This is a genomic window from Alcaligenes sp. RM2 (genome assembly GCF_052931795.1).
Genome location: NZ_JBRFIO010000001.1, coordinates 534,864 through 554,720 on the forward strand (window position 1 = coordinate 534,864; position 19,857 = coordinate 554,720).

At 56.8% G+C, this 19,857-nt stretch carries 22 protein-coding genes; 18 read left to right on the forward strand and 4 right to left on the reverse strand.

The features are described from left to right. The first annotated feature begins 2 nt into the window (after positions 1–2). From ACU6HM_RS02440 to ACU6HM_RS02465, 6 genes are all read left to right on the forward strand, one after another. Positions 3–881 carry a histone deacetylase family protein gene (locus tag ACU6HM_RS02440; protein ID WP_446763308.1) on the forward strand — a complete coding sequence of 293 codons (879 nt, stop codon included), beginning with the start codon at positions 3–5 and terminating at the stop codon, positions 879–881. An 85-nt stretch (positions 882–966) separates the two neighbouring features. Then, positions 967–1,716: an electron transfer flavoprotein subunit beta/FixA family protein gene (locus ACU6HM_RS02445; RefSeq protein ID WP_009456000.1), complete on the forward strand. Its 750-nt coding sequence runs from the start codon at positions 967–969 to the stop codon at positions 1,714–1,716. Beyond that, entirely contained in the window at positions 1,717–2,646 is a 930-nt protein-coding gene (locus ACU6HM_RS02450) for an electron transfer flavoprotein subunit alpha/FixB family protein (RefSeq protein WP_254499018.1), read from the forward strand. It begins immediately after the preceding gene. Positions 2,647–2,754: 108 nt separating this feature from the next. After that, positions 2,755–4,572 carry an acyl-CoA dehydrogenase gene (locus ACU6HM_RS02455; protein ID WP_022983277.1) on the forward strand — a complete coding sequence of 606 codons (1,818 nt, stop codon included), beginning with the start codon at positions 2,755–2,757 and terminating at the stop codon, positions 4,570–4,572. 186 nt (positions 4,573–4,758) lie between these two features. After that, the gene (locus ACU6HM_RS02460) at positions 4,759–5,400 is read left to right on the forward strand and encodes a peroxiredoxin (RefSeq protein ID WP_009455994.1); all 642 of its coding nucleotides are present in this window, start codon (positions 4,759–4,761) and stop codon (positions 5,398–5,400) included. Positions 5,401–5,775: 375 nt separating this feature from the next. Beyond that, positions 5,776–5,970: a hypothetical protein gene (locus tag ACU6HM_RS02465; protein ID WP_250755864.1), complete on the forward strand. Its 195-nt coding sequence runs from the start codon at positions 5,776–5,778 to the stop codon at positions 5,968–5,970. A gap of 31 nt (positions 5,971–6,001) precedes the next feature. Here the strand turns inward: ACU6HM_RS02465 and ACU6HM_RS02470 are convergent, their stop codons facing one another. Together ACU6HM_RS02470 and ACU6HM_RS02475 are read right to left on the reverse strand one after the other, a co-directional pair. Continuing rightward, on the reverse strand, positions 6,002–6,772 hold the full coding sequence (locus ACU6HM_RS02470; protein WP_035272697.1) for a lipoate--protein ligase family protein: 771 nt from the start codon (positions 6,770–6,772) through the stop codon (positions 6,002–6,004). After that, entirely contained in the window at positions 6,769–7,044 is a 276-nt protein-coding gene (locus ACU6HM_RS02475; RefSeq protein ID WP_022983275.1) for a biotin/lipoate A/B protein ligase, read from the reverse strand. The genes ACU6HM_RS02470 and ACU6HM_RS02475 overlap by 4 nt, the downstream gene beginning before the upstream one ends. A 272-nt stretch (positions 7,045–7,316) precedes the next feature. On the opposite strand from ACU6HM_RS02475, the gene rplS reads away from it, so the two are divergent. Then, positions 7,317–7,691: a 50S ribosomal protein L19 gene (gene rplS, locus ACU6HM_RS02480; RefSeq protein ID WP_003799181.1), complete on the forward strand. Its 375-nt coding sequence runs from the start codon at positions 7,317–7,319 to the stop codon at positions 7,689–7,691. Positions 7,692–7,844: 153 nt separating this feature from the next. Next, a complete protein-coding gene (locus ACU6HM_RS02485) occupies positions 7,845–8,516 on the forward strand; it encodes an NUDIX hydrolase (RefSeq protein ID WP_009455988.1) in 672 nt (223 codons plus the stop codon). 78 nt (positions 8,517–8,594) lie between these two features. Here ACU6HM_RS02485 and rsgA read toward each other — a convergent pair whose 3' ends face one another. After that, on the reverse strand, positions 8,595–9,494 hold the full coding sequence (gene rsgA, locus ACU6HM_RS02490; RefSeq protein WP_026482958.1) for a ribosome small subunit-dependent GTPase A: 900 nt from the start codon (positions 9,492–9,494) through the stop codon (positions 8,595–8,597). After that, complete coding sequence (locus tag ACU6HM_RS02495) at positions 9,491–10,738, reverse strand: M48 family metallopeptidase (protein WP_035272704.1); 1,248 nt, start codon at positions 10,736–10,738, stop codon at positions 9,491–9,493. The genes rsgA and ACU6HM_RS02495 overlap by 4 nt, the downstream gene beginning before the upstream one ends. A 43-nt stretch (positions 10,739–10,781) precedes the next feature. On the opposite strand from ACU6HM_RS02495, the gene orn reads away from it, so the two are divergent. The 10 genes from orn (at position 10,782) to paaK (ending at position 19,753) form a co-directional block, all read left to right on the forward strand. Beyond that, on the forward strand, positions 10,782–11,327 hold the full coding sequence (gene orn / locus ACU6HM_RS02500; RefSeq protein ID WP_009455985.1) for an oligoribonuclease: 546 nt from the start codon (positions 10,782–10,784) through the stop codon (positions 11,325–11,327). A 285-nt stretch (positions 11,328–11,612) separates the two neighbouring features. Continuing rightward, the gene (gene paaA, locus ACU6HM_RS02505) at positions 11,613–12,605 is read left to right on the forward strand and encodes a 1,2-phenylacetyl-CoA epoxidase subunit PaaA (RefSeq protein WP_009455984.1); all 993 of its coding nucleotides are present in this window, start codon (positions 11,613–11,615) and stop codon (positions 12,603–12,605) included. A 94-nt stretch (positions 12,606–12,699) separates the two neighbouring features. Further along, positions 12,700–12,984 carry a 1,2-phenylacetyl-CoA epoxidase subunit PaaB gene (paaB, locus tag ACU6HM_RS02510; RefSeq protein ID WP_003799192.1) on the forward strand — a complete coding sequence of 95 codons (285 nt, stop codon included), beginning with the start codon at positions 12,700–12,702 and terminating at the stop codon, positions 12,982–12,984. Between the two features lie 8 nt (positions 12,985–12,992). Beyond that, entirely contained in the window at positions 12,993–13,757 is a 765-nt protein-coding gene (paaC, locus tag ACU6HM_RS02515) for a 1,2-phenylacetyl-CoA epoxidase subunit PaaC (RefSeq protein ID WP_035272706.1), read from the forward strand. Between the two features lie 5 nt (positions 13,758–13,762). Beyond that, entirely contained in the window at positions 13,763–14,263 is a 501-nt protein-coding gene (paaD, locus tag ACU6HM_RS02520) for a 1,2-phenylacetyl-CoA epoxidase subunit PaaD (RefSeq protein WP_060185316.1), read from the forward strand. A 4-nt stretch (positions 14,264–14,267) separates the two neighbouring features. Continuing rightward, a complete protein-coding gene (gene paaE, locus ACU6HM_RS02525) occupies positions 14,268–15,350 on the forward strand; it encodes a 1,2-phenylacetyl-CoA epoxidase subunit PaaE (protein ID WP_009455981.1) in 1,083 nt (360 codons plus the stop codon). A gap of 83 nt (positions 15,351–15,433) precedes the next feature. Beyond that, positions 15,434–17,098, forward strand: coding sequence for a phenylacetic acid degradation protein PaaN (gene paaN / locus ACU6HM_RS02530; RefSeq protein ID WP_022983271.1), 1,665 nt, complete (start codon positions 15,434–15,436; stop codon positions 17,096–17,098). A 14-nt stretch (positions 17,099–17,112) separates the two neighbouring features. Continuing rightward, the gene (gene paaG, locus ACU6HM_RS02535; RefSeq protein WP_009455980.1) at positions 17,113–17,904 is read left to right on the forward strand and encodes a 2-(1,2-epoxy-1,2-dihydrophenyl)acetyl-CoA isomerase PaaG; all 792 of its coding nucleotides are present in this window, start codon (positions 17,113–17,115) and stop codon (positions 17,902–17,904) included. Beyond that, positions 17,904–18,365, forward strand: coding sequence for a hydroxyphenylacetyl-CoA thioesterase PaaI (gene paaI, locus ACU6HM_RS02540; RefSeq protein ID WP_009455979.1), 462 nt, complete (start codon positions 17,904–17,906; stop codon positions 18,363–18,365). Before paaG ends, paaI begins: the two co-directional genes overlap by 1 nt. 74 nt (positions 18,366–18,439) lie before the next feature. Then, entirely contained in the window at positions 18,440–19,753 is a 1,314-nt protein-coding gene (paaK, locus tag ACU6HM_RS02545; RefSeq protein ID WP_009455971.1) for a phenylacetate--CoA ligase PaaK, read from the forward strand. The last annotated feature ends 104 nt before the right edge of the window (positions 19,754–19,857 follow it).

The following is a 19,857-nucleotide window of genomic DNA, read 5'->3' on the forward strand; positions in this document are numbered from 1 at the left end:
AGATGGGCCGATGGCATCCGGAAAGTCCGCAGCGACTGGATGCCATAAACGATCAACTGCTATCAAGCGGTCTGGCATCCTATCTGGTTCAGCGACAGGCAAGGCTGGCGACGGATGAGGATATCTTGCGGGTACACGATGCCGCTTATGTGCAAAAGCTCAAAGAGCAATTGCCGCAGCAGGGGTATTTCAATATCGATCCGGACACCTTGATGAATCCGCACACTCTGGAAGCTGCCTATGCCGCTGCCGGAGCGGGCCTGGATGCAGTCGATGGCGTCATGAACGAAGGGGCGACGGGCGCATTTTGTGCGGTACGACCTCCCGGTCATCATGCCGAGCGGGCGCGGGCGATGGGGTTTTGTTTTTTTAACAATATCGCTGTGGCCGTGGCCTATGCGATGGAAAAATATGGCCTCAAGCGTGTGCTGATCGTGGATTTTGATGTGCACCACGGCAATGGAACCGAGCAGATTTTTGCCGGCGACGAGCGGGTTCTGATGTGCAGTTTCTTTCAGTCCCCGTTTTTTCCTGATTCCTTTCAGGACCCGGCGGCGCAAAACATGGTAAATATACCGGTTGAGGCCTACACCAAGTCTGCTCTGATTATCGATCTGTTCAAGCAGGTTTGTTTGCCCCGCATAGAGGCGTTTGCCCCTGAAATTGTCTTTTTCTCGGCCGGCTTTGATGCCCACCGTGAAGATGAAATGGGACAGCTCAGCTTGGTTGAGGCCGATTATGCGGAATTGACCGCTATGGTGGTCCAGGCCAGTGCGCCTAGTGCCGGACAACGTCTGGTCAGTATGCTGGAAGGGGGGTACGATCCCTCGTCCCTGGGGCGCAGCGTGGTGGCTCACATCAAGGCCTTCGCCGGGCTTTAGGCGAGTGGCTTCGGGCTTTGGAATTCTTCTAAAGCCTTATTTCAACAGAATAATTTTTATTTAAGACTGCACTGGAGAACATTACATGAAGGTGTTAGTACCCGTGAAACGCGTAGTTGACTATAACGTCAAGGTGCGCGTGAAATCTGACCAAACCGGGGTGGACATTGCCAATGTGAAAATGTCCATGAACCCCTTTGACGAAATCGCTGTCGAAGAGGCCACTCGCCTCAAAGAAAGCGGTGCAGCCACTGAAGTGATCGCTCTTTCTTGCGGCGTTGCACAAAGCCAGGAGACGCTGCGCACGGCTTTGGCCATTGGTGCGGATCGGGCCACCCTGGTGCAAACCGATGCTGAGTTGCAGCCTTTGGCCGTGGCCAAGCTGATCAAGGCCGTGGTGGACAAAGAACAGCCTCAGCTCGTGATTCTGGGCAAACAGGCGATCGACGATGACGCCAACCAAACCGGCCAGATGCTGGCTGCCTTGCTGGACTGGCCACAAGCCACTTTTGCCAGCAAAGTTGAAGTTTCGGGCGACAGCGTGTCGGTCACTCGTGAAGTGGACGGAGGTCTGGAAACACTGAAACTGAGCCTGCCCGCTGTGATCACCACCGACCTGCGCCTGAACGAGCCTCGTTACGTGACACTGCCCAACATCATGAAGGCCAAGAAAAAGCCTTTGGAAACCCTGACTCCCGAAGAGCTGGGCATTGATGTGGCTCCTCGTATCAAAACTCTGAAAGTGACTGAGCCTCCAGCTCGTGCTGCCGGCATTATGGTGCCCGATGTTGCCACACTGGTCGAGAAACTGAAGAACGAAGCGAAGGTGATTTAAATGGCTATCCTTGTTATTGCCGAGCACGACAATCAGCAGCTGAAGGCTGCAACGCTCAACGCCCTGGCTGCCGCTCAGAAGATCGGCGGTGATGTGCATGTTCTGGTCGCAGGCAACCAGGCTGCTGGCGTGGCCCAGGCGGCTGCCAAGGCTCAGGGTGTCAGCAAGGTCCTGTTGGCCGATGGCCCTGCATTGGCTGAAGGCCTGGCCGAGAACGTGGCTGCCCAAGTGCTGGCCATCGCCTCCAGTTACAGCCACATCCTGTTCCCGGCAACCGCTTCGGGCAAGAACATTGCCCCTCGCGTTGCGGCCAAGCTGGATGTTGCCCAAGTGTCGGACATTTTGTCCGTGGAGTCGGCGGATACCTTCACCCGTCCTATTTATGCCGGTAATGCTGTGGCGACCGTTCAGTCCAGCGATGCCGTTAAAGTGATCACCGTGCGTACCACCGCCTTTGACGCTGTGGCCGCTGAAGGTGGTAGTGCCGCTGTTGAAGAGCTGAGCGCCGTGGCTGATTCGGGCCGTTCTACGTTCGTCAGCCGTGAAGTGGCCAAGAGCGACCGTCCTGAGCTGGCGGGTGCCGGTGTGGTCGTGTCCGGTGGTCGCGGTATGGGCAGCGCCGAAAACTTCAAATTGCTGGACGGTCTGGCTGACAAGCTGGGCGCGGCACTGGGTGCTTCGCGCGCTGCAGTGGACGCCGGCTATGCTCCGAACGACTGGCAGGTGGGTCAGACAGGCAAGATCGTGGCTCCTCAGCTATACGTGGCCGTGGGTATTTCCGGTGCCATCCAGCACTTGGCTGGCATGAAAGACTCCAAGGTTATCGTGGCGATCAACAAAGATCCCGAAGCGCCTATTTTTGGCGTGGCCGACTACGGTTTGGTCGCGGATCTGTTTGAAGCTGTGCCTGAGTTAGAAAAAGCGCTCTAAGCGCCCATCGGCCTGCTGGGGACTTCTCCAGCAGGCTTTTTTTCAGTGCGTATATCCTAGGGGCCTGATTGTGGCTTCGGTCCTTTTTGTTTCTGTGTAGGAGTGTTCATGACGTATCGTGTACCCACCCAAGACATCCGCTTTGCACTTACAGAGCTGGCTGATCTACCTGGTGTGCTGGAATTGCCTGGCTTTGAGGATTTCTCGGCCGAGTTGATCGATGCCATTATTGATGAGAACGCCCGCTTCGTTGAGCAGGAAGTAGCACCTTTGAACCGCGCCGGTGATCAGAATGGCGCCAAGTGGAATGATGGTGTGGTCACCACCACACCCGGCTTCAAGAAAGCCTTTGAAGAATTTGCAAAAGCTGGCTGGCAGGGTCTGCAGCACGAAGCCGAACTGGGTGGCCAAGGCTTGCCCAAGCTGATCGGCGCCGTGGCATGTGAAAATATCAATGCTGCCAACCTGGCTTTTTCCCTGTGTCCGTTGCTGACCGACGGCGTGATCGAAGCCGTGTCCATGGTTGGCTCGGAAGAACAGAAACAACGTTTCCTGCCTCCCTTGCTGGAAGGCCGCTGGACCGGCACCATGAACTTGACCGAGCCTCAGGCCGGTTCGGATCTGGCCCAGGTTGCCAGCCGTGCTGTTCCTCAGGATGATGGCAGCTACCGCATCAGCGGTCAAAAGATTTTCATCACCTACGGTGAGCACGATATGGCCGAGAACATCGTCCATCTGGTGCTGGCCCGTACGCCTGATGCACCTGCCGGTGTGAAAGGGATCTCGCTTTTCATCGTGCCCAAGTTCATGGTGAACGACGATGGCTCCCTGGGCGCCCGTAACGACGTCTGGTGTGCTTCGCTGGAGCACAAGCTGGGCATCCACGGTAGCCCAACCGCTGTGCTGCTGTACGGCTCAGGCAAGGGTGAGGTGGGCGAGGGTGCCGTCGGCTACCTGGTCGGCAAGGAAAACGAAGGCCTGAAGTACATGTTCATCATGATGAACGCGGCCCGTTACGCGGTGGGCGTGCAAGGTATCGCCGTGGCCGAACGTGCATTCCAGCAGGCTCTTGAATACGCCAACGAGCGTGTACAGGGTGCGCCTCTGACTGGCGGCAAGGCTGTGTCGATTGCCCATCACCCCGACGTGCAGCGCATGTTGGTGCAAATGCGTGCCCTGACAGAAGGCTCCCGTGCCTTGGCTTACTTTGCTGCCGGTGTGAACGACAAGGCGCGTCACAGTGCCGACGAAAATGCCCGCAAGCGCTACCAGGCTCTGTACGAATTCCTGGTGCCTGTGGTCAAGGGTTTCAGCACTGAAATGTCCCTGGAAGTGACTTCCCTGGGCGTGCAGGTGCACGGTGGTATGGGCTTTATCGAGGAAACTGGTGCGGCCCAGCATTACCGTGACTCGCGCATTCTGCCTATCTACGAGGGGACAACCGCGATTCAGGCCAATGACTTCATCGGTCGCAAGGTTCTGCGTGACGCCGGTGCTGTGATCCAGGGCTTGGCTCCCGAGTTGGGTGCAACTGTTGCCAAGCTGCGTGAGCGTGCGGCTCAAGGCGGTGATCACAAAGCGGCGTTGACCTTGATCGCCGATCGTCTGGAAGCCGGAGTGAAGAGCGTGGAACGCGCTGCCATGTTCACCTTGATGAACGCTCAGAAAGACCTGCCTGCCGTGTTCCTGGGCAGCGTGCCATTCTTGATGCTGTCCGGCTATGTGCTGACTGGCTGGCAGATGGCCCGTGCCGCTTTGGCTGCGGAGAAAGCATTGAGCGAAGGCAGCCAGGATCCATTCCTGCGCCGCAAGCTCTCGACCAGCGTGTTCTTTGCTAGCCACTTGCTGCCACGTGCCGGTGCCTTGGCACAGTCCGTAGCGGATGGTGTGGAGCTGACTCCTTACCTGTCGACTGAGCTGCTGTAACTCGATCAGCCCCAAGGCATAAAGGCCCGCGCCGCTTCTTTGGCTGCCGGGCCTTTTTTGGGTATATTGATATAACGTTTAATTATTTGAAACGTGCTCTTTATACTGACAAAATCATCTGACTAGTCCTGATTATTTAAGTCGGTGATCTCCTGATCGCGGCTGCATTTCGAAAAGAGGAACGTAATGGCTACACTTCGTCTGGGTGACCTGGCCCCTGATTTTGAACAAAAATCCTCCGCTGGCACCATCAAGTTTCACGAGTTCTTGGGTAATAGCTGGGGCGTTCTGTTCTCCCACCCAGCCGACTTTACGCCTGTGTGCACCACCGAACTGGGTTACACCGCCAAACTGGCGGACGAGTTCGCCAAGCGCGGCGTGAAAGTGATTGCCGTTTCCGTTGACGACGTTGATTCCCACGGCAAGTGGATTGATGACATCAACGAAACACAAAAAACCACCGTTAACTTCCCCATCCTGGCTGATGCTGACCGCAAGGTGTCGGATCTGTACGATATGATTCACCCCAACGCCAGCACCACCGTGACTGTGCGTTCGGTGTTCATCATCGACCCGGCCAAGAAAGTGCGTCTGATCATCACTTACCCAGCCAGCACGGGCCGCAACTTCAACGAGATCCTGCGCGTGATCGATTCCCTGCAACTGACCGACAGCCACAGCGTGGCCACGCCAGTGAACTGGGAAGACGGCGACGACGTGATCATCGTTCCCAGCCTGAAAGATCCGGAAGTTCTGAAGCAGAAATTCCCCAAAGGCTACACCGAGATCCGTCCTTACCTGCGTGTGACGCCTCAGCCTAACAAGTAATTGCCACTTGGTCTTTAGGCTCAGACAAAAAGCCCTCCTGCTTATGGCACGAGGGCTTTTTTATGGGTACAGCCTTTCCAGGTAGGCAGCTCTCGCTTGGGCTCAGCGCATGTCCTGGTGTTTTTTCAAGGGTTTCTGGGGATCACAATTACGGCATAGAACTACTGTATAAAACCACGGGGTAATCACAGTTTTCCAGCTGCGGAGGGGAGAGGGCAGGCAAGCCAAGCCTGGTAAGAAATTGACTGCAGCTGGCTTCAGGACTGGGGTTCAGCGCATCAGTGGACAAGGCGCAACATTCGCGCAGGTACTAATTGCACTAAAAGCTGGTTTTAAGTACAGTACTGTATAAGAAAACAGTAATCGGAGTTAGCCATGCCCAGTCCAAGCCGTCATTACCGTCCTCAAGCCACTCCTCGTTTCCGTGGCCCAGTCCGTTCCGCAGCCTCGTCCAGTCCGTTCACCAAGCCTCTGTCTTTCAAGGCCAAGGTCATGGATGTGTGTTTGGTTGCCGTGTGGGGTGCCAGTATTCCTGGCTTGTTGTGGTTGGGCAGCATGGGCGGGTTTTAAGGCCACGCCCTTGTGCTGTTCCAAGGGGCGATCAGGGCACCAGTTGTGTCCAGTCGTTTGACAGGAAACGGTCCCGTGCCAGTTTTTCGGCCTGCTCCAGTGTGGGTGTTTCCAGTGTGCGGGGTTGAAGTGCCGTCTTTTTGCGGAACACGTCCAGCATGGCTTCAATCACAGCCTCGCGGCTCATGCCGGTTTGACTGCGGATAGGGTCCACGCGTTTCTTGGCGCTGGTGGTGCCTTTGTCCGAGAGTTTTTCCTTACCGATGCGCAGGACTTCCAGCATCTTGTCAGCATCAATATCGTAGGCCATGGTCACATGGTGCAATACAGCATTGCCACGGCGTGCTTGTGCGGCGCCGCCAATTTTTCCACCAGCACTGGTAATGTCGTTCAGCGGTTGGTACCAGGCATCAATACCAATTTCCCGTAGGGCTTCGATCACCCAGGAATCCAGAAACTCGTAGGACTCCTGAAACGTCATGCCGGCTACAAACTGCTTGGGTACGCTAAGCGAATACGTTATGGTGTTGCCTGGCTCGATGAACATGGCACCACCGCCACTGATACGGCGCACGACGCGTATACCGTGACGGGCAGCTGCCTCGGCTTCAATTTCATTGCGCAGGGACTGGAAACGCCCAATCACCACTGCCGCTTCTTGCCACTCCCAGATGCGCAGGGTGGGGGCGCGGGTGCCTTCACTGACTTCCTGGGTGATGATTTCATCCAGGGCCATATGCAGGGCAGCGGGTTGCGGCTCCATATGGACCAGTTCCCAGGGCAACTCGTTCCAGCTCATCATGCCAAGGCCCTCCGCACGACCACGCCAATGGCCTGCGGGTCCAGACCGAACATTTCGATGTCGGCAGGCAGGGCGCGGCTAACATGAGCCGCAATTTCTTCAGCACTGCTGTTGACGGACAGGCCCTGCAGGGCTTGATTGATCAGGCCCAGTGCTTCGGGAGGTTCCAGAAAAAAGTCGCCGCTCAATCGTGCTTGTTCGATCATATGATCTTTGACATCCAGATCGATCACGACCAGCTTGCCGCCAGGGACTTTGTATTCAGCATGCATAGACTGTGTCCTTTGATAAGGTCGGCCCCTTTTTGCCAAGGGGAGGGCGAATCGAGTAAATTTCCGCCTTTGCTGCGTTTAATACGGGGGCATCGTGCCCAAAGTGTCGTATTTTAGCGTAGTTAAACGCCGGGAAACGAAGCCCCGATCAGTCAAAAAGCTTGGTAATTCAGGCTTTTTGCTGATAGAATCATGGGCTAATCATTTTTTCATCCTCTGTCAGCGCGATTTTTATAATGTGTGCGGCTGATACGATGGTTTTGGAGTCAATCGTGGATTTGATCGCTATTCTTGAGCAAGAAGAAATCCAGCGCCTGACCGGTGGCAAGCTGCCTCCCGAGTTCGGTCCTGGTGACACTGTTGTTGTGAACGTAAACGTGGTTGAAGGTACGCGTAAGCGTGTCCAGGCTTACGAAGGCGTGGTTATCGGCCGTCGCAATCGTGGTCTGAACTCTTCTTTCATCGTTCGCAAGATTTCTTCGGGCGAAGCTGTTGAGCGTACATTCCAGCTGTATTCCCCTCAGATCGCCAGCATCGAAGTCAAGCGTCGTGGCGCTGTGCGTCGTGCTAAACTGTACTATCTGCGCGATCGCTCGGGTAAAGCCGCTCGCATCAAAGAAAAACTCGTTCGTCGTTCGGGTAACTAATTCCCAAGCGAACAGCGATGCAAAGGCACCCAGGCGGGTGCCTTTGTTTTTATGTGGGATCACATACCAGTTCTTATGGATAAGCCTCGTATCAGGCCCGTTATCGTTCCTGGATTCGACCCTCGCAGCCAGCCTCTGGTTGCATTAGACTCTTTGCCTGAATTGCCTGCTCAGGCCCAGCAACTGGATTTTCTACGTAGCGCTTTTGCCCAGCCCATACAGTGGCAGGTCGAGCCTTTGTTTCGCAGCTCCTTTTATCCAGAGTTTTTGCCCGGTTCCATGAATGTGCGCTCCGCCGTCTGTATTGGTGTGATGCAGCGCCCCGAAGGGCCCACCGTTATTTTTACGCGTCGGGCCATGCACTTGCACAATCATGCAGGGCAGATCAGTTTTCCCGGCGGACGTATTGAAGCCTCGGATCTGGGGCCGGTCGAAGCCGCCTTGCGTGAAACCCAGGAAGAGATCGGCATCGAGCCGCGCTTTGTGCGTTATCTGGGTCAGCATCCTATTTTTGTCACCAGTACCCAGTTTGCGATGCGCCCCATTATTGGCGAGCTGCAAGAGGGTTTTCAGGTGTTGCCCGATAGCTCTGAAGTGGCCGAGGTCTTTGAAGTGCCCTTGTCGGTCCTGCTGGACCCGCAGCGTCATCAATTGCATCACGCCGATTTGCCGGACGGGGCAGGGCGTTACTACTTCTCCATCCCTTGGGGGCCGTACTTTATCTGGGGTGCCACGGCGGTCTTGATCCGTAATCTTTACCACCACTTGTCGGCTGCCTGGGTGCAGTTGTCTGCCGGTGGAGACACTCACGCCAAAAGCCTGTAATCAGGTCTGACAGGCGGGCGCTTTGCAGCGTATTCCGCCTTCACAAAAAAGGGGCATTTTGCTTTGCCCCTTGTTCCCCTAATAACGTGGCTTGTTTTCGTGCTCGGCCAGCAAACGCTGGTATAGCGCGTGCCGTTCAGGGTGAATGCTGCCGGCTTCGATGGCCGCCAGCACGCCACAGCCCGGTTCATGCCTGTGGGTGCAGTTATAAAAGCGGCAAGACTCCACCGCTTTTCGGAAATCGGGGAAGCCGTGCGCAATATCTTCCTGTGTCATATGCGACAGGCCAAAGGCCTGGAAGCCGGGGCTGTCGATCAGGTCGCCGCTATTAGGCAGGTGATACAGGCGGGTGCTGGTGGTTGTGTGTCGGCCCGCCCCCAAGGCTTGCGAGTATTCCTGGGTCAGCGCGCCGGCATCCGGGACCAGGGCATTGAGCAGGGTGGATTTACCCATGCCGCTTTGCCCCAGCAGCAAGGTACGTTTGTTCGCCAGCCAGGGGGCCAGCGCTTCCCGTGTCTGTTCTGGTTCCAGCGCCACCATTTCCAGAATAGGGACGCCCAGGGCGGCGATAGGGGCCAGCTTGGCGCGTGCGCGCTCCAGGTGGGTGCTCAGATCGGCCTTGTTCAGAATAATCACCGGCTCAATATCCACACTCCAGGCCGCGACCAGGGCGCGTCCCAGCAAGTCTTCGGAGTAAACGGGTTCTGGTGCCACCACAATCAGAAGCTGATCAATATTGGCGGCAAACTGCTTGGTGCGGAAGTCGTCAGAGCGATATAGCAGATTGCGCCTTTCTTGCACCGCCTCAATAGAGCCTTCCCCTTTGGCCTGCATCAACACATCGACTTGATCGCCAACCGCAATCCCGGCTTTTTTTCCACGAGGGAAGCACTTGATCGTTTCGCCATCAGGCAGTTCGACAAAGTAGTGACGACCATGGGCGGCGGTCACCAGACCGCTAAGGTATTTAGATGTCATGCCAGGCTTTTCAGGTGTCGAATGCGATCAATCGCGTTGGGGTGGCTATCGTAAAAGGCAGAGTGCATAGGGTCGGGCGTCAAGGTTGCGGCATTGTCGTTATAGAGCTTGAGCAAGGCGCTGATCAAGTCCTGGGCCTGGCTGTGCTGGGCGGCAAAGCTGTCGGCCTGATATTCGTCCCGGCGCGAGAGCAGGGCGCTCAAGGGGCCCATCCAGAAGGTGAAGGTAGGCACCACCATAAAGAACAGGATCAGGGCCAGGGCGTCGTTGGGGCGACCTAACTGGGGAATCACGCCCAGCCCGGTATAAAAGCCCACCTTGCCCCAGGCCCAGCCGGCCAGCAGAAAAAAGATCAGGGATGTGAATACGCTGATCAGCAGACGGCGCTGGATATGGCGATGCTTGAAGTGGCCCAGCTCATGCGCCAGCACGGCTTCTACTTCTTCGGGCTGCAGCTTGTTCAGCAAGGTATCAAAAAACACGATGCGCTTTTGGCGACCCAGGCCGGTGAAGTACGCATTGCCATGGGCGGAGCGGCGCGAGCCATCCATCACATACAAGCCGTTGGTTTGAAAGCCGCAACGTTGCGCCAGGGCATTGATGCGTTCACGCAGGCTGGCATCTTCCAGTGGTTTGAAGGTATTGAAAATAGGGGCGATAACGCGCGGGTACAGCCACAGCACCAGCAGATTGAAAACCAGCCACAGACCCCAGCCGTACCAGGGCCAGGACGGGCCGGCCCAATCCATCAGGCTGAGCAGGGCGGCACACAAGGGTGTACCCAGAATCAGGACGATGATCAGAGTTTTTGCGGTATCGGCAAAGAACAGGGCAGGCTTCATGCGGTTAAAACCAAAGCGCGCTTCCAGTACAAACTTGCGATACCAGGCAAAAGGCAGGCCCACGACACCCATAATCGCCAGGACCGTGCCAATCAGGGTTAGCTGACGCAGCAGTTCATGACTGATCCAGTTGCCCAGCGTGACATCCAGCCATTGCAGACCGCCCAGCAGCGTAAAGCCCAGCAAGACCAGGGCCTCTACCAGACGCTCGCTTAAACCCAGCCGGGTGCGTGCGATGGTGTAGCGTGCCGCACGTTGATGGCTATGCAGGCCAATGCGTTCGGAAAATTCGGCCGGCACCTCGTTCTGATGACGATAAACGTGCCGGATCTGCCGCAGGCCTAAATAAAAGCGCAGCAAAACGTCTGCAAGCAGAAAGATAATGAACAACAAAGTCAGCATGTAGGCGGCTATATGTAAAATGGGCGTTTTGAGGAATGATTATATGGCGGTTCATACACAGCGTCTGGTCTGGCTCGATATGGAGATGACAGGACTGGATCCGGACAAAGAGCGCATCATCGAAGTTGCGGTCGTGGTAACAGAAGCAGACTTGACTCTGGTGGCGGAAGGCCCGGTTCTGGTGGTTCATCAAAGCAATGCATTGCTCGATGGCATGGACGCCTGGAACAAGGGTACGCATGGCCGTAGCGGCCTGATCGACAAGGTCAAAGCTTCTACCCTGACCGAAGCGCAAGCCGAGGATCAGTTGCTGGAATTCCTGAAAGAGCACGTACCGGCTGGCAAGTCGCCCCTGTGTGGCAACACCATCAGCCAGGACCGTCGTTTCATGTACCGCTACATGCCTCGTCTGGAGGCTTTCTTCCACTATCGCAATCTGGATGTCAGCACTCTGAAAGAACTGGCCTTGCGTTGGAAGCCTGAAGTGGTTAAAAGTTTCGTCAAGCAAAGCCGCCACGAGGCCTTGGCCGATATTTACGAGTCCATTGACGAGCTGAAACACTACCGCGAGCACTTCATCCGTCTGTAAACGGGAAGGGCAGGCAGGGCGGAAGGTGTGCGGGTCCCAGCACGGTTCGTGAGCGCGCTGCAGCTGTAGGCGGGGACACATTGGCAGGATCAAAACCGAGATAGCGATTTGTCGCACCTCGGTTTTTTTACGTCTAAGTATTTACCCTTAAAGTATCTGCTTCAAGGTCATATGATACGGTTTTACGATTGACATCACATTTTTCGTATTAAATAATGAAGTGTATATGGTTTGCGTCGAAACAAATTTGTTTGGGCGCTTTCTGCACTCTTACCGGGGATGGTCATGTATGCACAACTTGTAGAGACAGGCGTCAAGCAGGTCCAGGATATCGAGCAGATGTCCGACGAAGAGCGTCGGTTCCAAGAGCGCATCGATGAGGGTGTCCGCATCGAAGCCAGGGACTGGATGCCCGAAGCCTATCGCAAAACCTTGGTTCGCCAGATTTCTCAGCACGCGCACTCCGAGGTTGTCGGGATGCTGCCCGAAGGTAACTGGATTACTCGCGCCCCTTCGCTCAAGCGCAAAGCCATCTTGATGGCCAAGGTGCAGGACGAGGCCGGTCACGGTCTGTACCTGTACAGCGCGGCCGAAACGCTGGGCGTAAGCCGTGACAAGCTGGTCGACGATCTGCTGTCGGGCAAAGCCAAGTACTCCAGTATTTTTAACTACCCAACATTGAACTGGGCCGATATCGGCATGATCGGCTGGCTGGTCGATGGCTCGGCCATCATCAACCAGATTCCGCTGTGCCGCTGCTCCTACGGTCCTTATGCCCGTGCCATGGTGCGCGTGTGCAAGGAAGAGTCCTTCCACCAGCGCCAGGGTTACGACTTGCTGATTCAGATGTGCCTGCACGGTACGCCGGAGCAAAAGGCCATGGTTCAGGATTCCATCAACCGCTGGTGGTGGCCTGCCTTGATGATGTTCGGTCCTTCGGATGCGGACTCCACCAACAGCGCCCAGTCCATGCAGTGGAAGATCAAGCTGTTCTCCAACGACGAACTGCGCCAGAAGATGGTGGACCAGACCGTGCCTCAGGCCGAGTACCTGGGTCTGACCATTCCTGACCCTGATCTGCGCTGGAACGAAGAGCGCGGTCACTACGACTTTGGCGAGATCGACTGGGAAGAATTCTGGGCGGTGATCAAGGGCAATGGTCCCTGTAATCGTGAGCGACTCGAAGCCCGAGTCCAGGCCCACGAGAACGGCGCCTGGTTCCGTGATGCACTGGATGCACATGCCCAAAAGCAGGAAGCCGTCCGCAAGGTGGCCTGATCAAGAAGGCTAGGAAACCAGCACGGTTTCTGATTCGATCCGATTCGCAGCAGGCGCTTTGACAGCGCCGCTGCACAGCAAGGAATTTTCAGTTATGAGCAAGAACGATTGGCCCCTGTGGGAAGTTTTCATTCGCAGCCAGCATGGCTTGGCCCACAAGCACGTAGGCAGCCTGCATGCTCCGGACGCCGAAATGGCCATCAACAATGCCCGTGATGTGTACACCCGCCGTAACGAAGGCGTGAGCATCTGGGTCGTACGTGCAGCCGATATCGCTGCTTCCAGCCCTGGTGACAAAGGCCCGCTGTTCGAGCCATCCAACACCAAGGTCTACCGTCACCCTACGTTTTTCCCCATGCCTGACGGCATCAATATGTAGGAACTGGTATGGACAAAGCTTTGTTTTCCTACGCCCTGCGCATGGGCGATTCCACCCTGGTGCTGGCTCAGCGCCTGGGTGAGTGGACTGGCCACGGCCCGGCTCTGGAAGAAGAACTGGCCTGTGCCAATACGGCACTGGACTTGCTGGGTCAGGCCCGTATGTGGCTGACACTGGCAGGTGAGACCGAAGGTCAGGGCCGGGATGAAGATCGTCTGGCCTATCACCGAGACGTCCACGAGTACACCAACTACTTGTTGGTGGAGCGCGAGAATGGTCACTACGGCGACACGCTGGCACGTCAGTTCCTGTTTGATGCCTGGCATTGCTTCCTGCTGGAGCAGTTGATCGAATCCAGCGACGAGCAGATTCGCGAGATTGCCCAGAAGGCGCATAAGGAAGTGCTGTATCACCTGCGCCGCTCGACCGACTTGATCGTGCGCCTGGGTGATGGCACCCCGGAAAGCCACAAGCGCATGCAAAAAGCCATTGATGATGCCTGGTTCTACCTGGGTGAGCTGTTCCTGGATGACGAGGTCACCGAGGAACTGGCTCAGCGTCAGGCTGTGCCGTTGATGGCCAGCCTGTGGCAGCCTTGCCTGGAGTACATCCAGAATGCGCTGGAGCGCGCCACCTTGCGTTGCCCGGCCGAGCAGGATGCTCAGCACAAGGCCTACCGTGGTGGTCCCCAAGGCCGTCACACGGAAGCGTTAGGGTTTCTGTTGGCAGAAATGCAGCACCTGCCACGTATGTATCCTGACGCCACTTGGTGATCGCCATGACACAGACCTGGAGCACCGAGCAGGTCATGCAAGTGCTGGCCACGGTTCCAGACCCGGAGATCCCCGTGATCTCCCTGCTGGACCTGGGCATTGTGCGTGACGTGAGTTGGGAGCAGGACGTGTGTGTGGTCACCATCACACCGACCTACTCCGGTTGTCCGGCGATGTACGAGATGAGCCACTCGATTGAACAGGCCTTGCAACAGGCCGGTATCGAGCAGGTTCGGGTGGATACCAAGTTGTCACCGGCCTGGACGACCGATTGGATGAGCGAGCAGGGCAAGTTGGCCTTGCGCGATTACGGTATCGCTCCTCCGGCTCAAAGTGCGGTTGATATTTCTGGTTTGCTGCGTCAGCCCGAGGCGCCCGTGGTGGCTTGTCCTCAATGCAGCTCCACGCATACCCGGGTGATCAGCCAGTTTGGCTCCACACCCTGCAAGGCGCTGTATCGCTGCATCAGTTGCGGTGAACCATTCGATTACTTTAAGGCGCATTAGTCCTATGAGTCAGTTTTATTCTCTTCCTGTGGCCTCGGTCTCCCGCAGCACCCGCGACGCCGTGGTGGTGGCCTTTACCGTGCCCGAGGATTTGCAGGATGTGTTTCAGTTTCGTCCCGGTCAGTACCTGACCTTGCGCACTCACCTGGATGGCCAGGAATTGCGCCGCTCCTACTCGATCTGTGCGGCTCCGCACGATCGGTTGCTGCGCGTGGCGATCAAGCGTGTGAATGATGGCGCTTTCTCCACTTGGGCCAATAGTCATCTGGAAGCGGGCGCCACCCTGGAAGTGATGCCGCCTGATGGCAACTTCACCGTGGACTTTGATCCCAGCCAGGCTCACCGTTACGCCGCCTTTGCGGTCGGTAGTGGCATTACACCGATTCTGTCGCTGGTAAAAACCGCGCTGGATACCGAGCCCAAGTCCACTTTCACGCTGTTTTTCGGTAACCGTGCTTCCTCGGCCATCATGTTCCGCGAAGAGATCGAGGACCTGAAAAACACCTATATGGAACGTTTCTCCATCGTGTATATCATGAGCCGGGAAACGCAGGATATCGACCTGTTCAATGGTCGTCTAGATGGCGAGAAAGTGCGCCAACTGATGCAGCAATGGTTCGATCCGGCCAGTGTGGACGTGGCCTTTGTGTGTGGCCCCCAGGACATGAGCGAGCAGGTGGTTGCTGCCTTGCAGGAAAACGGCCTGGAAAAATCCCAGATCAAGTTCGAGCTGTTCGGCGCTCCCAAAGGCCCACGAGCACTACGTACGGGCGAAGAGTCGCGCAAGGCTCCGGGCAAGGAAGAGTGCGAGCTGACCGTGATTCAGGACGGCATTACCCGCAACCTGACTATCAGCAAAAGCAACAGCAGCATTTTGGATGCGGCACTGGAGCAAGGGCTGGAATTGCCTTACTCCTGTAAAGGTGGGGTTTGTTCTACCTGCCGTTGCAAAGTGGTAGAGGGCGAAGTGGACATGGACGCCAACTTTGCATTGGAAGATTACGAAGTAGCCCGCGGTTTCGTGCTCAGTTGCCAAAGCTTTCCGGTTACCGACCGGGTGGTGATTGACTTCGATCAGGAAACCTAAGACCGCAGCAACATAGCGGTTTTTCAAGAATCTGGACGCCAGCTTCCCAGCTTGGCGTCCTACTAGTTTCAGGAGCACATTGTATGGCAGCAGATTTTTTCAAGACGCATCAGGCAACGCTGGATCAGGCTTTGAGCAGTATTCTGGAGCGCAACTTCTGGAGCGCTTATCCTGAAAATCCCAGCCCGCGCGCCTACGGTGAAACCGCGGCTCAGGATGGTCAGGCTGCTTTTGAAGCCTACCGTGGCAAAGCCTTTCCCTTGACGCTGGAAGGCGCACAAGGTGAAGTCGGCAACGAGCAATCGCCTTTTGGTTTTGATCTGGGCATTAGCTACCCCAAAGTGCCGGTGGACCAATTGCTGGCTCAGTCGCAACTGGCGCTGGACAGCTGGCGCGATGCTGGCCCGCAAGCCTGGGTTGGCATTTGCTTGGAAATCCTGCATCGCTTGAATCAGCGCAGCTTCGAGATCGCTCACGCTGTGCAGCACACCACGGGTCAGGGCTTCATGATGGCCTTCCAGGCCGGTGGCCCCCACGCCCAGGAGCGTGCGCTGGAAGCCGTGGCCTACGCCTGGCAGGAAATGTCCCGTATCCCCGGTCTGGTTGACTGGATCAAGCCCCAGGGCAAGCACGATCCCATCCAGATGAAGAAACAGTTCAAAGTCGTGCCCCGTGGCATTGGTCTGGTGATTGGTTGCTCCACCTTCCCGACCTGGAACGGTTACCCCGGTCTGTTTGCCTCGCTGGCAACCGGTAACACCGTAATTGTGAAGCCGCACCCTGGCGCGATTCTGCCTCTGGCCATTACCGTTGCTGTCGCCCGCGAAGTGCTGGCCGAAGCCGGCTTCAATCCTAATGTGGTCTTGCTGGCCGCTCACGAGCCATCGGAAGACACCGCCCAGCAACTGGCACTGAACAAGGCCGTCAAGCTGATCGACTTTACCGGCAGCAGCCAGAACGGTAACTGGTTGGAAGAAAATGCTCGCCACGCCTTGGTCTACACCGAAAAAGCCGGTGTGAACCAGGTCATCATTGATTCGGTTGAGGATTTCAAGGCGGTTGCCCGCAACCTGGCGTTCTCCTTTGCGCTGTACTCCGGCCAGATGTGTACCGCCCCTCAAAACATTTACGTGCCTCGTGACGGTATCCGTACTGCCGATGGCGTGATGAGCTTTGACGAAGTGGCTCAAGGTCTGGCCCAGGCAGTGCAAAAGCTGGTGTCCGATCCGGCCCGTGCCGTTGAAATTACGGGTGCCGTGCAAAACGAAGCCTGCGCACAGCGTATTGATCAGGCTCGCCAATTGGGCATGCCTATCCTGGCTGACAGCCAGACGCTGGAACACCCCGCATTCCCCGGTGCCCGCGTACGTACACCGTTGGTCTTGCAGGCCCGTGTGGATCAGCCCGAGATTCAACAAGAATGGTTCGGCCCCATCGTTTTTGTGGTGCAAACCGATTCGACCGAGCAAAGCATTGAAGTGGCAGGTCGCAACGTGATCGAGCACGGCGCACTGACCTTGTCGGCTTACAGCACCGATGATGCCGTGACCGCCAAGATTCAGCGCATGGCCGAGCGTTCCGGCGTATCCCTGTCCCTGAACCTGACCGGCGCTGTGTTCATCAACCAGACCGCAGCCTATAGCGACTTCCACGGCACTGGCGCCAACCCGGCTGCCAACGCATCCCTGTCGGATTCGGCCTATGTTGCTAACCGCTTCCGTGTCGTTCAGACTCGCTGGCATTTCTAAAGGAGGGTGGCCAGGTGACTGACCAAAGTATTCAATTTCAGCTGGAAAATGGCGTAGCACGCATTACCTTGAATCGTCCCGACAAGCTCAACAGCTTCACGGCCGATATGCACGGCGAGCTGGCTCAGGCTCTGGATAAAGTAGAACAGTGCGCGGATCTGCGTGTGCTGATTCTGACCGGTAATGGCCGTGGCTTTTGCGCCGGCCAGGACCTGTCCGAGCGTCAGATGAGCGCGGGCGATGCCCCCGTGGATCTGGGTGCCACCATTGAAAAATTCTACGCACCGCTGGTGCGCCGTCTGCGTGCGCTGGCGGCCCCTGTGGTGGTGGGTGTCAATGGTGTGGCCGCCGGTGCTGGCGCGAACCTGGCTCTGGCCGGCGACATCGTGATCGCCACTCGTTCGGCCAGCTTCATCCAGCCATTCTGCCGCCTGGGCTTGCTGCCTGACACTGGCGGTACCTTCTTCCTGCCTCGTCTGGTGGGCACGGCACGCGCGATGGGCCTGTCTTTGCTGGGTGACAAGCTCTCGGCCGAGCAGGCAGCGCAGTGGGGCCTGATCTGGGAATGCGTGGACGATGACGCTTTCCAGGCTCGCCTGAACGAACTGGCTGCCCATTTTGCGCAGGCACCGACCAAAGGTCTGGCTTACGCCAAGAAAGCGATTTATGCCAGTGATGCCCATTCGCTTGATCAACAGTTGGATCTGGAGCGCGACTTGATGCGTGAACTGGGTGCATCCGAGGATTACCGCGAGGGTGTTAATGCATTCCTGGGCAAGCGTGCCCCCCAATTTAAAGGAAAGTAATGCAAAGCAACGCAATGGCTGTTGAAGACCCACAAGCACTGGCCGAGCAGGTCAGTGACCATATGTATGGCAATGACCAGGCATCTCAGGCTTTGGGCCTGAGCCTGGATAGCGTGGCACCGGGCAAGGCCGACATGAGCATGACGGTGCGCGCCGACATGCTCAACGGGCACAAGACCTGTCACGGTGGTTTCATTTTTGCGTTGGCTGACAGCACCTTTGCGTTTGCCTGCAATTCTCGCAATGCACCGACTGTTGCGTCCGGCTGCACTATCGATTACCTGGCTCCTGCCTTTGAAGGGGACGTCCTGACCGCTCGTGCGGTCGAGGCCTCCCTGGCCGGTCGCACCGGGGTGTATGACATCGAGGTGGTCAACCAGAACAACAAGCGCGTTGCCTTGTTCCGTGGGCGCTCGTACCGGCTGAATGGCACGGTACTGGGCGGGATTGAAAAAAAATAATTTTTTGACGATACATACCCTGTAGACCCGGGGGGGTCGGAAGTACCACACCAGCGGCAGGGCAGGAGTACACCATGACAGCAATTAAAGAACAGGTTGGCCGCGATGCCATTGAGCATGCAAGTGTTGACGAAATCCGCAACTTGCAGCTGGAGCGTCTGAAATGGACGCTAAAGCATGCTTACGAGAATGTGCCGCACTATCGGCAGAAATTTGACGAAGCGGGCGTGCACCCCGACGATTTGAAGCAGTTGTCGGACATTTCCAAGTTCCCTTTCACGACCAAGCAGGACCTGCGTGACAACTACCCCTTCAAGATGTTTGCGGTTCCCCGTGAACAGGTGGCACGCGTGCACGCTTCCAGTGGCACCACGGGCAAGCCAACCGTGGTGGGCTACACCGCCAATGACATCTCCACCTGGGCCGATCTGTTTGCCCGTTCCATGTGGGCGGCCGGTGCCCGCCCCGGTGATATTGCCCACGTGGCTTACGGCTACGGCCTGTTCACTGGCGGTCTGGGTGCGCACTACGGTGCCGAGCGTCTGGGTTGTACCGTGGTTCCCATGTCCGGTGGTCAGACTGAAAAACAAGTTCAGCTGATTCAGGATTTCCGTCCCGACGTGATTCTGGTTACCCCTTCGTACTTCTGCAATATCGTCGAAGAGATCGAGCGCCAGGGCATGGACCCCCGCGATACCTCCTTGCGTATCGGTATTTTTGGTGCCGAGCCCTGGACCGGCCAGATGCGTCTGGATATTGAGCAGCGCGCTGGCATTGACGCCGTGGACATCTACGGTCTGTCCGAAGTGATGGGCCCGGGCGTGGCCATGGAGTGTGTGGAAAGCAAGGACGGCCCAGTGGTATGGGAAGACCATTTCTACCCCGAAATCATCAACCCTGAAACCGGCGAGCCTGTGGCTGAGGGTGAAAGTGGTGAACTGGTCTTTACCTCGCTGAGCAAGGAAGCCATGCCCGTCATTCGCTACCGCACTCGCGACCTGACACAACTGTTGCCGCCCACTTCGCGCAGCATGCGCCGTATTGGCAAGATTACGGGCCGCAGCGACGATATGGTCATTGTGCGTGGCGTGAACCTGTTCCCGACCCAGGTCGAAGAACTGGTTCTGAAGATGCCCGAGCTGGCCGCCCAGTATCAGTTGGTATTGAGCCGTAACGGCAATATGGACGAACTGGAAATTCTGGTTGAAGTGCGTCCCGAGTTCAATCACCTGAACGACGCCGAGCGCGAGCAAATGGCCCGCCGTCTGAGCCACTCCATCAAGACCTTTATCGGTGTCAGCGCACGAATTCGTGTGCAGTCCTCCGGCATGGTCGAGCGTACTGTGACGGGCAAAGCCAAACGTGTGATCGACAAGCGCGCGTTCTAAGTCTGGCGTGTTGACGTCAAAAAAACGGCTCTGCTCTGGCAGGGCCGTTTTTGTATTCCGCGCTCTCACGGTATCATTGCAAGCTGGTGGGCGGCCCAGGCCGC

Coding starts and splice junctions, on each gene's coding strand:
- paaK (WP_009455971.1), top strand. CDS start 18,440: ATGACAGCAATTAAAGAACAGGTTGGCCGCGATGCCATTGAGCATGCA.
- ACU6HM_RS02445 (WP_009456000.1), top strand. CDS start 967: ATGAAGGTGTTAGTACCCGTGAAACGCGTAGTTGACTATAACGTCAAG.
- paaI (WP_009455979.1), top strand. CDS start 17,904: ATGCAAAGCAACGCAATGGCTGTTGAAGACCCACAAGCACTGGCCGAG.
- ACU6HM_RS02450 (WP_254499018.1), top strand. CDS start 1,717: ATGGCTATCCTTGTTATTGCCGAGCACGACAATCAGCAGCTGAAGGCT.
- paaE (WP_009455981.1), top strand. CDS start 14,268: ATGAGTCAGTTTTATTCTCTTCCTGTGGCCTCGGTCTCCCGCAGCACC.
- ACU6HM_RS02440 (WP_446763308.1), top strand. CDS start 3: ATGGGCCGATGGCATCCGGAAAGTCCGCAGCGACTGGATGCCATAAAC.
- ACU6HM_RS02470 (WP_035272697.1), bottom strand. CDS start 6,772: ATGATGAGCTGGAACGAGTTGCCCTGGGAACTGGTCCATATGGAGCCG.
- paaN (WP_022983271.1), top strand. CDS start 15,434: ATGGCAGCAGATTTTTTCAAGACGCATCAGGCAACGCTGGATCAGGCT.
- ACU6HM_RS02465 (WP_250755864.1), top strand. CDS start 5,776: ATGCCCAGTCCAAGCCGTCATTACCGTCCTCAAGCCACTCCTCGTTTC.
- rsgA (WP_026482958.1), bottom strand. CDS start 9,494: ATGACATCTAAATACCTTAGCGGTCTGGTGACCGCCGCCCATGGTCGT.
- paaD (WP_060185316.1), top strand. CDS start 13,763: ATGACACAGACCTGGAGCACCGAGCAGGTCATGCAAGTGCTGGCCACG.
- ACU6HM_RS02495 (WP_035272704.1), bottom strand. CDS start 10,738: ATGCTGACTTTGTTGTTCATTATCTTTCTGCTTGCAGACGTTTTGCTG.
- ACU6HM_RS02455 (WP_022983277.1), top strand. CDS start 2,755: ATGACGTATCGTGTACCCACCCAAGACATCCGCTTTGCACTTACAGAG.
- paaB (WP_003799192.1), top strand. CDS start 12,700: ATGAGCAAGAACGATTGGCCCCTGTGGGAAGTTTTCATTCGCAGCCAG.
- ACU6HM_RS02460 (WP_009455994.1), top strand. CDS start 4,759: ATGGCTACACTTCGTCTGGGTGACCTGGCCCCTGATTTTGAACAAAAA.
- paaA (WP_009455984.1), top strand. CDS start 11,613: ATGTATGCACAACTTGTAGAGACAGGCGTCAAGCAGGTCCAGGATATC.
- ACU6HM_RS02475 (WP_022983275.1), bottom strand. CDS start 7,044: ATGCATGCTGAATACAAAGTCCCTGGCGGCAAGCTGGTCGTGATCGAT.
- orn (WP_009455985.1), top strand. CDS start 10,782: ATGGCGGTTCATACACAGCGTCTGGTCTGGCTCGATATGGAGATGACA.
- paaC (WP_035272706.1), top strand. CDS start 12,993: ATGGACAAAGCTTTGTTTTCCTACGCCCTGCGCATGGGCGATTCCACC.